Source organism: Nocardia aurantia, assembly GCF_009604425.1.
GTDB classification, from domain to species: domain Bacteria; phylum Actinomycetota; class Actinomycetes; order Mycobacteriales; family Mycobacteriaceae; genus Nocardia; species Nocardia aurantia.
On record NZ_WEGI01000015.1, the window covers coordinates 72,039 to 85,049 of the forward strand.

Below are 13,011 nucleotides of genomic sequence, written 5' to 3' on the forward strand. Positions count from 1 at the left end.
CGGTTCCGGCGCACACCGATCGTGGCGCCGGAACTCGGGACACTTCCTGCGCCGGAACGTCTGCGGTGCTGGAACTTCGGCCGGCTTCTCGCACAGGATGGTTGCGGCGCCGGAGTTTTCGGCTCGGCCCGGGCGAGGAACGGGTCGGCCGTCGCTTCCGGCCGGCTACCGATCGGTCGTGTCCTCGGTGTGGGAGAGGTTCGCCGCGCTGACGACGGCGGCGATCAGGCCGGGCAGCGCGGCGTCGACCTCGTCGGTGCGCAACCGGGCGTAGGTGTGGCCGTTCTCGGTGATGCGCTCGGTGAGGCCGGCCTCGCGCAGCGTCTTGAGGTGGTGGGTGGCCGTCGATTTGTTGATCGTGTCGTAGAGCAGGCCGCACTGCATCGCCGTGCCCGCGTTGGCGAGCCGGCGGACCATCTCGAGGCGCACCGGATCCTGCAACGCGGACAGCACCGTCTGCAGCGGCCCGACCGGGTTGGCCTCCACGGTCGGCTTCGTCTCCGTCATGATCACCGTCACAATGTGCCGCGGTTTGATGGGAATCAAACCAGAATGGGTGGTGTTGGGTTCGATGGTAATCGAACCACCTCGGCCACCTCGATGGAGATCAAGATGACGGCAACCGTCACCGCGCCCGCGTCCGCCGCCGAGCGCAGCACCCAGAGCTGGGCGTACGCGCTGATCCTCGCCGCGACCGGCGTCGCCCTGGGAGTATCCGGGGTCCCGGCGCCGCTGTACGGCATCTACCAGAAACAATGGCATTTCTCCCCGCTGACCACGACCGTCGTGTTCGCGGTGTACGCCGTCGCCGCGCTGGCGGCGGTGCTCGTGTCCGGGCGCATCTCGGATGTGGTCGGACGGAAACCGGTCCTGCTGGCCGCGGTCGTGACCATGATCGCCGGCCTGGTCGTGTTCCTGTTCGCGGACAACGTGGCGATGCTGCTGGTGGCCCGCGCCCTGCACGGCTTCGCCGTCGGATCCACGGTGGTCGCCGGCGCGGCGGCGCTGCTGGACCTGCGGCCGCGGCACGGCGCCCGGACCGGCCAGCTGTCCGGGGTGGCGTTCAACGTGGGCATGGCCACGGCGATCCTCGGCTCGGCGCTGCTGGCGCAGTACGTGCCGTATCCGCTGCGCACCCCGTACGTGACGGTCACGGTCCTGGTCCTGCTCATCGGCATCGGCGTGGTGGCGATGGAGGAGACCCACACAACGCGGGCGGCCGGGCCCATCCGGGTATCGAAACCGTCTGTGCCGCAGGAGATCCGCAGCGACTTCTGGTTCTCCGCACTGGGCGTGATGGCGTCCTGGTCGGTCCTCGGGGTGCTGCTGTCGCTGTACCCGTCGCTGGCCGCGCAGCAGACCGGTGTGCACAATCTGGTGTTCGGCGGCGCGGTGGTCGCGGCGACCGCGACGACCGGAGCGCTGGTGCAGCTGGTCGCTTCCGGGGTGCCCGCCCGCCGCGCCGCCATCATCGGCGATACCGGCATGGCCATCGCGCTGGTTCTGACCATCCCCGCGCTGGACACCCACAACTGGGTCGCGGTGCTGGTGGCCGGCGTCCTGCTCGGCGGCACCTTCGGGCTCGGCTTCGGCGGCTCGCTGCGGCACCTGTCGAACGTCGTGCCCCCGCAGAAGCGCGGCGAGACCATGTCGGCCTACTACCTGCTCGCCTACACCGCGATGGCGCTGCCGACCGTGCTGGCCGGCTGGGCGGCGAGCACCTGGGGGATGAGCCGGATCTTCCCGTGGTTCGTCGTGGTGGTCGCCGCGGCGTGCCTGGTGGCGGCCGGAATCGGCGTCCGGGACGAGCGCGCGACCCGATAACGGCATTCGGATCGGCCGGTGTGCGGCGCGTGGGCGCGGCACACCGGCCGACGGGTATGGCGGTGGATTCGCGTCGCTGTCCACGGTGTGTCCGGACTGCGTGAGTCGGTGCGACAAGTCCGCTGGTGGGCACCGGGGTGGCGCTGCCGGGCCGCCGAGGCGTGGTCGTCCGGTCGCCGATCGCGCTGCGGCGACGCGAGTTTCGTGGTTACGATGCCGCAATGTGGCAACAGGGAACGCGTGGTGATCGGCTGAGTCGGCGGTTGCGGCGGTCGTCGCTGCTGACGGCGATCGTCGTGTCCGTGATTCTCGGGGTGGTGATCACCGCGGCGGCCTGGTGGCTGTTGCGGCAGGTTCTCGGTGTGGCGGCCGAGCCGCCCAGCAAGGCGGATCTCACGCGGTTCGCCTTCTCGGTGACCGTCGGGATCGGGGGTGTGGTCGGGCTGGTGGTCGCGTATCGCCGCCAGCGGGACTCCGAACGGGGTCGGTTCGCGGAGCTGTTCGGCGCTGCCGCAGGGCAACTGGGTGACGCGGACGCCGCCGTGCGGATGGCCGGCGTGTACGCCATGGCCGGGGTCGCCGACGACTTCGCGGCGCCGGGGCGGCGGCAGCAGTGCATCGACGTCCTGTGCGGCTACCTGCGCCTGCCGTACGAACCGGAGTCGGGCGGCAGTCACCTGGCCGTGCGCACCGAGACCAGCGCCACCGATGGCACCACGACCGAGCTGAAATACCAACTGCGCGCGAACGACCGGGAAGTACGCCGGGCCGTGGTAGAGGTGATCGTCGCCCATCTGCGGCCTTCCGCCGAGATCTCGTGGTCCGACCGGGATTTCGACTTCGCCGACGCCGTACTCGAGGACTGCGATTTCCGCGACGCGGTATTCGCCGGGGAGCGAACGTATTTCGCGCGAACGGTGTTCATCGGCAATCGCGCCACCACCTTCGAGTCCGCGCGGTTCGTCGGCCGCTATGTCAACTTCCGCAACGCGGAGTTCAAGGGCGCGCTGACCTTGTTCCGGGACACCGAATTCGCGCCGCGGGAGCCGCGCCGGGACGAACCGCGCGGTAGCGGCGTGGTGTTCACCGGTGTCCGGTTCGGGTCGCCGGTCTCGTTCCAGCGCGCAGTTTTCCGTGGCACCCGGACATCCTTCCCGAACGCCGGATTCCTCGGCCCGCATACCACCTTCACCGAGGTCCGATTCCTCGCCGCCCACACCGATTTCACCGCGACGACCTTCGGCGGCGACGAAACCTTGTTCGACAAGGCCGAATTCGAGGGCGAGCGGATCACGTTCGCCGGGACGCAGTTCTTCGCGGACCGCACCACCTTCGAGAATGCCCGGCTGGGCGCGAAATCCCGGTGGCGGCGGCCCGGCACCGCCGAGATCGACTTCGCCCGGGTCGAATACCACGGCACGGTCTCGTTCGCCGGGGCCGTGATCGAGGGCCGGGCCGCGAACTTCACCCGTGGCGACTTCTTCGGCGAGATCTCCTTCCGCGGCACGAAATTCGCGGCCCGTGAGGTGACCTTCGACAAGCCGAAATCGTGGATGGGAGTGCTCACCGACTGGGACGAGGACCCGTCCGGTCAACCCGGCAACATCGCACCCGCCCTGTGGCCGCCGATGCCGCCGGGGACCACACCGGTGTGACCGCGCGTCAGCGCCTGCGGCCCAGCGTGATCACGTCGGGGATCAGCCGGTTCGGCAGCGGCCGGTGCACCTTCCGCTGATCAAGCACGTCGAAACCCGCGTCCCGCAACAGGTCCCGGGTCTCGTCCGGTGCCGGGGCGTGCGCCGGCGCGAAACTGTTGCGGGTGACCTGCTGGATGCCGCGAGCCAGCGGGCCGCTGTAGTGCATCGTGGCGACGACGACCAGACCGCCCGCACCCACCACCCGCGCGAATTCGGCGACGGCCGCCCGCTGGTCGAAGAAATGGAACGCGGTGGTCGTGACGAGCGCGTCGAGCGCGCCGTCGTCGAAGGGCAGGCTCTCCGCCGCCGAGTGCAGCCAGGTGACCAGCGGGTTCCGCGCGCGGGCCTGCTCCAGCATTCCCGGCGACGCGTCCACCCCGAACACCTGCTCCGGTCGCAGCTCGCGCTGGATGCGGGAAGCGAGAATGCCGGTGCCGCAACCGATATCGGCAATCCGCCGGGACCGGTTGCGGCGCAGTTCGGCGATCGTCTCGTCCTGCGGCGGCCGGTAGAACACCTGCTGCACCAGCGCGGTGTCGTAGACCCGGGCCAGCCGGTCGAAGGAGCCGGTGATCACATCGTTGAAGCCGCGAGTCGGTGCGGTGCTGTTCATAGGCTGGTCCCCAGTCTGCGATGCGAACAACCCGTGGAATCCCGCCGGGCCGTCGGATGATCGAGTCGAACGCATTATCCGCCGCCGCGATCGCCGACCGCCCGCTGGGCACCGTGCCTCCCCGGCCGGGTCTCGCGGGGCAGTGTTCTGCCGGGGCGGACGGTCGCGGCACCCGGGACCGCTCCGCCTCCCGGCCAGATCGGGCCGGGAGGCGGAGCGGGCAGGGGTTGCCGCCGGTGGCTGCGGCCGGGCCGGGGGGATGCCCGCCGCGCAGGGCTGTCGGGGGTCGGCGGTAGCGTCGAAATATGAGGATTCGCGGAGCTGTACTGGAACAGATCGGGGCGCCCGCGCCCTATGCGGACTCGAAACCGATCGTCGTCTCGGAGCTGGACCTCGGTGATCCGGCCCCCGGCGAACTGCTGGTCCGCATCGAGGCCGCCGGGCTGTGTCATTCGGACCTGTCGGTGGTGGACGGCAACCGGGTGCGCCCGCTGCCGATGCTGCTCGGGCACGAGGCCGCCGGTCGGATCGAGCGGATCGGCGGCGACGACAGCGACCTGGCGGTCGGCCAGCGGGTCGTGATGACCTTCCTGCCGCGCTGCGGTCACTGCGAGGGTTGTGCCACCGACGGCCGCACCCCCTGCGTCCCCGGCAGCATGTCGAACAACGCCGGCGAGTTGCTCTCCGGCGGGCGCCGGTTGCTGCGCGACGGCGAGCCGGTCAACCATCATCTCGGCGTGTCCGGATTCGCCACCCACGCGGTGGTCGACCGCCACTCGGTGGTCCCCGTCGACGACGACGTGCCACCGGAGATCGCCGCCGTGCTGGGCTGCGCCGTGCTGACCGGCGGTGGCGCACTGCTGAATTCGGCGAGACCGGGCCGGGGCGACCGGGTCATGGTGGTCGGGCTCGGCGGTGTCGGCATGGCGGCGGTGCTGGTGGCCGCCTCGCTGCGCAAGGAGCTCGACACCGAGGTCATCGCCGTCGACACGCTGCCCGAGAAGCTGGCCCTGGCCACCGAACTCGGCGCCACCCGCGGGTACACCCCCGCCGAACTGGCCGAACAGCATGTGCAGGCCGAGATCGTGGTCGAGGCCGCGGGTAACGTGCGGGCCTTCGAGACGGCCGTCGCCGCGACCGCGCCGGGCGGCGTCACCGTCACCGTCGGATTGCCCAATCCCGAAGCGCGAGCGAGCATTTCACCGCTCGGTCTGGTCGCCCAGGGCCGGTCCATCGTCGGCAGCTACCTGGGTTCGGCGGTGCCGTCCCGTGACATCCCGGAGTACGTGCGGATGTGGCGCGAGGGTCGTCTGCCGGTGGAACGGCTGATATCCACCCGGATCGGCCTGGACGAGGTCAACCACGCGATGGACGAACTCGCCGCCGGTCACGGCCTGCGTCAGGTGATCATGTTCGACTGACGCACCAGCACCAGCACCGGCACCGGCACCCGGCACCGGCGTGACCGTGACCGTGACCGGCGTGACCGTGACCGGGGTGACCGGCACAGCGACCGGCGTGCCCATCGCCGGCCCGCGGACCGATAGGCTCTCGATCGGACAAATTCGATCCGCAGGCATGTGAGGAGTTGGCAGGTGACCACGAACCGGATCCGGGTGGGTGTGCTCGGCGCGCAGGGCAGGGTCGGGCAGGCGATCTGCGCGGCCGTCGAGGCGGCCGCCGACCTGGAACTGGTGGCGCGCGTCGACAAGGACGACGCGCTGGACGTGTTCACCGAGTCCGGCACCCAGGTCGTCGTCGACTTCACCCACCCCGACGTGGTGATGTCGAACCTGAAGTGGCTGATCGACCACGGCATCCACGCCGTCGTCGGCACCACCGGCTTCGACGACACCCGGCTGGCCGAGGTGCGCGACCGCCTGGCCGATCATCCCGAGGTCGGCGTGCTGATCGCCCCCAACTTCGCGATCGGCGCCGTCCTGACGATGCGGTTCGCGGAGCAGGCCGCCCGCTGGTTCGAATCCGTCGAGGTCATCGAACTGCATCACCCGAACAAGGCGGACGCGCCGTCCGGCACCGCCTACCGCACCGCGAGCCTTATCGCGGCGGCCCGGCAGGCCGCCGGCGTCGGCCGCAGCCCCGACGCCACCAGCACCGCCCTCGACGGCGCCCGCGGCGCCGATGTCGACGATGTCCGGGTGCACTCGATCCGCCTGGCCGGCCTGGTCGCCCACCAGGAAGTGCTGTTCGGCACCCAGGGCGAGACCCTCACCATCCGCCACGACTCGATCGACCGCACCTCTTTCGTCCCCGGCGTCCTGCTCGGCGTCCGGCGCATCGCCGACCGCCCCGGCCTCACGGTCGGCATCGACCCCCTGCTGGACCTGTGAGCAGCGAAGTCGTCGCCGACTCCCGGCGCACGGCGGTCGCCGTCCGCACGGCGCCAGTCAGTGCCCGATCTCGCTCTGTAGCGATGTCGGGCGAGGTGCCGGGCTTTCCGCTGCTGGGGCTGGTGCCGGTGAGTGCCCGACCTCGCCCTGTGGCCGTGTCGGGCGAGGTGCCGGGCTTCCCGCTGCCGGGGCTGGTACCGGCCAGCGCCCGATCTCGCCGTGTAGCCGTGTCCGGCGAGGTGCCGGGCTTTCCGCTGCCGGGGCTGGTGCCGGTGAGCGCCCGATCTCGCCGTGTAGCCGTGTCCGGCGAGGTGCCGGGCTTCCCGCTGCCGGGGCCGGTGCCGGTCAGCGCCCGACCCCGCCTCGTGGCAGACCGGGTTCTCCGCTCGAGGTCGGCGCGATGAGCGCGCCGCAGGACGGTGTCGGCGGGCGGGTGATCCGGGTCGTCGGCGTGATCGTCTTCCTGGTGCTGGCGCTGGCGTTCTACTTCGCGCTGCTGGGCCGGATCGCGATCGACCTGCTCGGCACCGGGAAACCCGCCGCGATCGGCATCGGCGTCGGTGTGCTGATCCTGCCGATCATCGGCCTGTGGGTCGTGGTGAGCAGCATCCGTGCCGCGCTGTCCCACCAGCGCCTGGCCCGTCGCATGCACGACGAGGGCTTGGAGCTGGACGCCTCCGAACTGCCCCGCCGCCCGTCCGGCCGGATCGAGAAACCCGCCGCCGACGTCCTGTTCGAGCGCGTCAAACAGGAGTGGGAGGCCGACCCGGACAACTGGCGCACCAACTACCGGGTCGCCCGCGCTTACGACTACGCGGGCGACCGCAGCCGCGCCCGCGAGATCATGCGCCGCGCCGTCGATCTGGAGCGCGCGGAGCGGCAAGGCGGGTAGTCGCGGCGGGCGCGCGCACCCGTTGCCGCTCGGCCTCACCGCCGAAGTCGGCGTGGCCGGGGGTAACGCGGCCGACACGTGCAGCCGCCCGCGTCTCGGTAGCCGCAGTCCGGCAGCCATGCGGTCGTCTGGACGAAATCCGACGACCGAGACCGGGTCGGCCCGTGCTGGGATCGCACCGGCCGCACCCGGTGCCGCGCGAAACGCCTTGGCAGAACCGAACTCTCGGCCGCCCGATGGTTCCGCCGATACCGGAGCCTGCCGGTGCCGCACCGGTCGCCGTCCTCAGTGCGGCGGGTGCACCCGCCGCCAGTGCTCGGCGATGTCGATGCGCCGCGCGATCCACACTTTCTCGTGCCCCTGGACGTAGTCGAGGAACCGGTGCAGGGCGGCCGCGCGGGCCGGTTTGCCGACGATCCGGCAGTGCAGTCCCACCGACAACATCTTCGGGGCGCCCGCCGCGCCCTCGGCGTACAGCACGTCGAAGGCGTCCTTCAAGTAGGCGAAGAATTCGTCGCCGTTGGCGAAGCCGGCGGGGGAGGCGAAGCGCATGTCGTTGGCCTCCAACGTGTACGGCAGCACCAGGTGGTCGTGGTCGCGCACTCGCACCCAGTACGGCAGATCGTCGGCGTAGGAGTCCGAGTCGTAGGTGAAGCCGCCGTGCTCGACCACCAGTTCCCGGGTCTGGGGTGAGTCGCGACCGGTGTACCAGCCGCGCGGCGGCTCACCGAACAGCTTGGTGACGATGCCGACCGCCTCCGCCAGATGTTCGCGTTCGGTGTCGCGGTCGGCCATCTGGTACGAGATCCAGCGCAGCCCGTGGCAGGCGATCTCGTAGTCGAGGCGCTTGAACGCCGCCACCGCCTCCGGATTGCGTTCCAGCGCACGGGCGATACCGAACACGGTCAGCGGCAGCCCGCGACTGGAGAAGGCGCGCAACACCCGCCACAGCCCGGCCCGCGACCCGTACTCGTAGATCGTCTCCATGCTCAGATGACGATTCGGAAATGCCTGCGCCGGAACGATATCCGAGAGGAACGTCTCCGATCCGGCGTCGCCGTCGAGGACGTTGTTCTCGCCGCCCTCCTCGTAGTTGAGTACGAAGCTGACCGCGATGTTCGCCTCGTCGGGCCAGTGCGGATGCGGCGGAGCTTCGCCGTAACCCACCATGTCCCGCGGGTAGTCGCCCATGTCGTCGAATCCTTTCCGAGAGATGAACCCGGTCAACGCAGTTCGGCGCGCAACCGCTCGCGCGCGGCCTCGGTGAGCGTGCCGATCACCCGCAGCCGGGCGACCCCGCCGTCGGGGTACACGTCCAGCCGCACCTCGGTGACGGGTTCGCCCGCCACGATCGGCAACCGGTGCCGGGTGTCGGGCTGTAACGCCGTGCGCGGCAGCAGTTCGATCTCCGTGCCGTCGGCCCGGATCCCGGTCAGCGTGGCCGCGCCGGGACTGTTGAACAGGTAGTAGGAGGTATCGATCTCGACCAGGTGCGGAACTCCCTCGCCCGCCAGTCGCACCCGTACCCAGTCGTTGCCGTGATCGCGCCGCCGAGCGGTCTCCCATCCCTCGCCCATCACCCGGGACCGGTCCGGCAGCAACAGATTCAGGGGTTGGGAGTAGAAACGGTTGGAGCAATCGGTCACCCGGCCACCGGATTCCAGCGCCGCCAGATCGATCGGCAGCGAATCCACCGGCCGCAGATCGGGTTTCGGCTCGCCGTGAATCCGCAGCCGCGCGACGCCGCCGTCCGGGTGGATCCGCAGCCGGACGTGGGTGACGCGGTCGTCGCGGTCGACGGGAAAGACGTTGGCGCTGTCACCGGAGACCTTGCTGCGCACGACCAGCGGCGTCCAGTCGGTGCGCGCGGCGATCTCCGCCGCCGCCGGATATCCGTCGACGACCAGGCCGTCGACCGAGATCTCCGGCGGATAGTTGCCGGTGAACCACGCGGTGTCCACCACCACGCCGCGCACCACGCCCGGCACACCGAGCCGCACGACGGCCGTGTCGCAGTCGTCGGCGGCCGGGGCCGCGCCGCCGGGGCCGCGCCGGCGGCGGGTCTCCCAGCCGTCGTACACCTGGCCCTTGTTGCCGAAGGTGGCGGGCCGGAACCCGGGCGCCTCCGGCCGGATGAGATTCTCCTTCTCCGCGAAGGATTCGTCGTCGGCCCAGATCACGGCCCCGCCGAGGGGGCGGACGGCCAGGTCGGGCAGCAGCAGGAAATCGGGTGCCGCATCGGTTGTGCCACTCACGGTTTCGGCAGGATCCTTTCGCGCAGGGCGGTGAGTACGTCGACGGTGAGGGCCGGGGCCATCGCCTCGATGTCGTCGGGGCCGAACGCCCCGCAGTCCAGGCCGCGCAGCACCACGGTCGCCAGGGCCTGCGCGGTGGCGGGCTCGTCGACGATGCCGCCGCGCGCGGTGTTCCGCCGCAGGTACGCGTCGAGCCGCGGCACCGCGACGCGTTTCGCGGTGCGGAAGAACGCGTAGGTCGCCAGCCAGCGGGTCACCAGATGGCCGGGATGCATGTCCCAGCCCTGGTAGTAGCCGCGCTGCAGGGAGCGGGTCACCAGCCGGTAGTGCCGGGTCACCGCCGCCGCCATCTGATCCTCGTCGCCGACCGGCAGGACCTGCGTGGATCCGTCGCACACCCACACCCCGGTCTGCGCGGCCGCGGCCTGCATCACCGACTTGGCGTGGTCGGCCGCCGGATGGTCCAGGGCCTGGAACTGCGGTGAGATCCCGCAGGCGGCACTGTAATCGTAAGTGCCGTAATGCAATCCGGAGCACCGCCCAGCGCTGCGGTGGATCGCGCGGGCCACGGTGGCGGTGCCGTCGGTGGCGATCACCGCCTGCGGGCTCTCGATCTGCAATTCGAAACGCAGTGTGCCCGGGGACAATCCGTGTGCGGACTCCAGCGCGGTGCACAATTGCACGGCGATGTCGACCTGGTCGGCCGCGCGGAACTTGGGGACGGTGAACACGAATCCGGTCGGCACTCCGCCCGCACCGTCGAGCACCAGCTCCAGCGTGCGCAGCGCCCGCCGCCATTCGTTCCCGGTCAGGCCCTTCAGCCGGACGCCCCGGCCCGCCACGGTCGCGGGCAGTGCGTTCAGGATCTGGCCCGCGCGCACCGCGTCCCGGTCCTCGGCGGTGTCGCCGCGGGTGCCGTACCCGTCCTCGAAGTCCAGCCGCAGATCCTGAATCGGGCGGTGCTGCAGCACATCCCGGACCCGGGCGAGCACGTCGGTGTCGGCCAGTTCGGCGAGCAGGTCGATGTGGTCGTCGGTCAGCTCCATCGCGGCCGCGCTCCACTCGTGCGGCAACTCCTTGCTCGCGTCGGCGGCGCAGACGTACGCGGTGTGGATCGGCTGCCCGGGCCGGTCGCCGGGATAGTTCCGGGCCAGTTCGGTATCCACCGCCCGCACCCGCCCGGCGACCGTGTCGAGGAACTGCGGCGACAGCGCGGGCCGCGAAACCGCCACGCCGGCATCGGATTCGATGTCGGTTCCGTCCTGGATGTCCTGGCTCATGGCAGCGCTCCCTTGCTCCCGAAGGTGGACAGCATCCCGATATACGGTTTGGGCGGTGGCGCGGCGAACTCTCCGCGCCCGGACTTGCGTAGTCCCATGGTGACCAGCGATCGCACGGTGAGGGTGGCGGCGGCGACGCCGTCGACCACCGGCACCCCGGTCTCCGCGGTCAGGAATTCGCAGAGCCCGGCCATCCCGGCGCAGCCCAGCACGACCGCGTCGGAGCCATCGGCGGCGACGGCGGCCCGGCAGGCGTCGGCGATCACGGTCCGGACCTTGGGATCGTCGAGCTCCAGTACCGGGATGTCGGTGGCGTGCACGCCGCGGCAGAATTGCCGCATCCCGTATCGTCCGGCCAGGTCCTCGGCCTGTCCGATGGTCCGGGCCAGGGTGGTGACCACACTGAAACCCCGGCCGAGATGACTTGCCGCCTGCATCCCGGCCTCGGCGATGCCGATCACCGGTCCCCGGGCCAGTTCCCGCGCCGCGTACAGTCCCGGGTCGCCGAAGCAGGCGATCACATATCCGTCGACCCCGTCGGCCTCACCGCGGGCGATCTCGGCCAGCAGGCCCGGCAGCGCGAGCGCTTCGTCGTAATGACTCTCGATCGAGACCGGACCGGTACGGGAGGTGGCCGCCTCGATGATGACGTCCGGTCCGGCGACGGCCCGGGCGCAGCGTGCGGCGAGTTCGGTCATGGCCGCCGTGGTGTTGGGGTTGACGACGCGAATTCTCATGATCGCCATGGATTCGACGGTATCGGTCCGGTATTGCCGATATGTTGCAACCACCGTATATCTTACGGGGCCCTACCTTCTAGGGGCTATCGGGATCCGCGAACAACCCGATATCGGTGGGCAGCTCGGCCACCACCCGATTCAGCCGGTCGTGATGCTGTTCGGTTGCCACGAGCAGGGCCTCGGCGTCCCCGGCCAGGAATGCCGCCAGCTGCTGATGGTGATCGGCCTGTAACCGTGCCCGTTCGGCGGCGCTGATGTGCACCATCGGCTGCACCGGTTCGGTGATGTTCCAGGCATATTCGAGCATGTGCACCAGCCGGGCCATCCCGGACGGCCGGGTCAGCGCGAGGTGGAAGTTGCGGGTCTCGCGGTGGTAACCGGCGGGATCGTCGGCCAGCACCGCCTGCTCCATGCGCCGATGCGCGGCCACCGCCAGCCGGTGGTCCTCGTCCCCGGCCCGCTGCGCCGCGGCCGCCAGCGCCGCCGACTCCAGCCGTTCCCGCACCAGATACAGCTCCCGGAGTTCGGCGGTGGTCAGCCGGGTGACGGTGTAACCGAAATGCGGCCGATGCTCGACCAATCCCTCACCGATGAGCGTCTGTAACGATTCGCGCACGGGAATCGCGCTGACCTCGAACAACTTCGCGAATTCCCGCAGCGGCAGACCGGTGCCCGGCGGCAGGCTCCCGCTCAGCACGAGCCGCCGCAGGGCGGCGAGGATCTCGGACTGGGTGTAACCGCGGTGCGGGTCCTGTGGTGGTGGCGTATCGGGTAACCGGGGCAGCCGGGGTCGAGAAGGCACCTTCGGTACGGTAACCCACCCCGGCCCGGGGTTCCGGCCCGCTACGCTGGCCCGCGTGACCCGGCTGCTGATCGTTCACCACACGCCGTCGCCGTTCCTGCAGGAGATGTTCGAGGCGGTCCTGGCGGGGGCCACCGATCCCGAGATCACCGGCGTCGAGGTGGTCCGCCGGGCCGCGCTGACGGTCTCGCCGGTCGACATGCTCGAGGCCGACGGGTACGTGCTGGGCACCCCGGCCAATCTCGGCTACATGAGCGGCGCCCTCAAGCACGCGTTCGACGTCTGCTACTACCCGTGCCTGGATTCCACCCGCGGCCGGCCGTACGGACTGTACGTGCACGGCAATCAGGGCACCGAGGGCGCCGAGCGCAGCGTGGAGACCGTCACCACCGGGCTGGGCTGGGTGAAATCCGCTGCGCCGGTGGTGGTCGCGGCGAAGCCGTCGAAGGACGATCTCGAAAGGTGCTGGGAGCTCGGCGCTACCGTGGCGGCGCAGCTCGCGCAGTGAATTCGTTCCCCCGAATTCTGGTGTCTCACCGCTTCCGGCCGGGCCCGGG

Annotated in this window: 13 protein-coding genes; 6 read left to right on the plus strand and 7 right to left on the minus strand. The window is 70.6% G+C overall.

Translation table 11 applies throughout. The features are described 5' to 3' along the window. Positions 1-165: 165 nt before the first annotated feature. Positions 166-507 carry an ArsR/SmtB family transcription factor gene (locus NRB56_RS31750; RefSeq protein ID WP_153348041.1) on the minus strand — a complete coding sequence of 114 codons (342 nt, stop codon included), beginning with the start codon at positions 505-507 and terminating at the stop codon, positions 166-168. A gap of 105 nt (positions 508-612) precedes the next feature. Between NRB56_RS31750 and NRB56_RS31755 the strand changes: the two genes are divergently transcribed. Together NRB56_RS31755 and NRB56_RS31760 are read left to right on the plus strand one after the other, a co-directional pair. Beyond that, positions 613-1,824, plus strand: coding sequence for an MFS transporter (locus tag NRB56_RS31755; RefSeq protein WP_153348042.1), 1,212 nt, complete (start codon positions 613-615; stop codon positions 1,822-1,824). Between the two features lie 221 nt (positions 1,825-2,045). Then, positions 2,046-3,479, plus strand: coding sequence for a pentapeptide repeat-containing protein (locus NRB56_RS31760; protein WP_153348043.1), 1,434 nt, complete (start codon positions 2,046-2,048; stop codon positions 3,477-3,479). Between the two features lie 7 nt (positions 3,480-3,486). Here NRB56_RS31760 and NRB56_RS31765 read toward each other — a convergent pair whose 3' ends face one another. Then, complete coding sequence (locus NRB56_RS31765; RefSeq protein WP_153348044.1) at positions 3,487-4,134, minus strand: class I SAM-dependent methyltransferase; 648 nt, start codon at positions 4,132-4,134, stop codon at positions 3,487-3,489. Positions 4,135-4,439: 305 nt separating this feature from the next. Here NRB56_RS31765 and NRB56_RS31770 point away from each other — a divergent pair, with 305 nt between their 5' ends. The 3 genes from NRB56_RS31770 to NRB56_RS31780 all read left to right on the plus strand — a co-directional run bounded on the left by NRB56_RS31770 (position 4,440) and on the right by NRB56_RS31780 (position 7,377). Then, positions 4,440-5,555 carry an alcohol dehydrogenase catalytic domain-containing protein gene (locus NRB56_RS31770; RefSeq protein ID WP_153348045.1) on the plus strand — a complete coding sequence of 372 codons (1,116 nt, stop codon included), beginning with the start codon at positions 4,440-4,442 and terminating at the stop codon, positions 5,553-5,555. A 174-nt stretch (positions 5,556-5,729) separates the two neighbouring features. After that, the gene (gene dapB / locus NRB56_RS31775; RefSeq protein ID WP_406603553.1) at positions 5,730-6,485 is read left to right on the plus strand and encodes a 4-hydroxy-tetrahydrodipicolinate reductase; all 756 of its coding nucleotides are present in this window, start codon (positions 5,730-5,732) and stop codon (positions 6,483-6,485) included. A gap of 400 nt (positions 6,486-6,885) precedes the next feature. After that, positions 6,886-7,377 (plus strand): hypothetical protein, encoded by a 492-nt coding sequence (locus NRB56_RS31780; RefSeq protein ID WP_153348046.1) that lies wholly within the window; start codon positions 6,886-6,888, stop codon positions 7,375-7,377. Between the two features lie 285 nt (positions 7,378-7,662). Here NRB56_RS31780 and puuE read toward each other — a convergent pair whose 3' ends face one another. From puuE to NRB56_RS31805, 5 genes are all read right to left on the minus strand, one after another. Continuing rightward, positions 7,663-8,568, minus strand: coding sequence for an allantoinase PuuE (puuE, locus tag NRB56_RS31785; RefSeq protein WP_153348047.1), 906 nt, complete (start codon positions 8,566-8,568; stop codon positions 7,663-7,665). A gap of 32 nt (positions 8,569-8,600) precedes the next feature. Further along, positions 8,601-9,632 (minus strand): allantoicase, encoded by a 1,032-nt coding sequence (gene alc / locus NRB56_RS31790; RefSeq protein ID WP_319943827.1) that lies wholly within the window; start codon positions 9,630-9,632, stop codon positions 8,601-8,603. Beyond that, positions 9,629-10,912 (minus strand): DUF6986 family protein, encoded by a 1,284-nt coding sequence (locus NRB56_RS31795; protein ID WP_153348048.1) that lies wholly within the window; start codon positions 10,910-10,912, stop codon positions 9,629-9,631. Before NRB56_RS31795 ends, alc begins: the two co-directional genes overlap by 4 nt. Next, positions 10,909-11,649 carry an aspartate/glutamate racemase family protein gene (locus NRB56_RS31800; RefSeq protein ID WP_153348184.1) on the minus strand — a complete coding sequence of 247 codons (741 nt, stop codon included), beginning with the start codon at positions 11,647-11,649 and terminating at the stop codon, positions 10,909-10,911. Before NRB56_RS31800 ends, NRB56_RS31795 begins: the two co-directional genes overlap by 4 nt. A gap of 79 nt (positions 11,650-11,728) precedes the next feature. Next, positions 11,729-12,436 carry a GntR family transcriptional regulator gene (locus NRB56_RS31805; protein ID WP_153348185.1) on the minus strand — a complete coding sequence of 236 codons (708 nt, stop codon included), beginning with the start codon at positions 12,434-12,436 and terminating at the stop codon, positions 11,729-11,731. A 73-nt stretch (positions 12,437-12,509) separates the two neighbouring features. On the opposite strand from NRB56_RS31805, the gene NRB56_RS31810 reads away from it, so the two are divergent. Beyond that, on the plus strand, positions 12,510-12,962 hold the full coding sequence (locus NRB56_RS31810) for a flavodoxin family protein (protein WP_319943829.1): 453 nt from the start codon (positions 12,510-12,512) through the stop codon (positions 12,960-12,962). Positions 12,963-13,011: the final 49 nt, after the last annotated feature.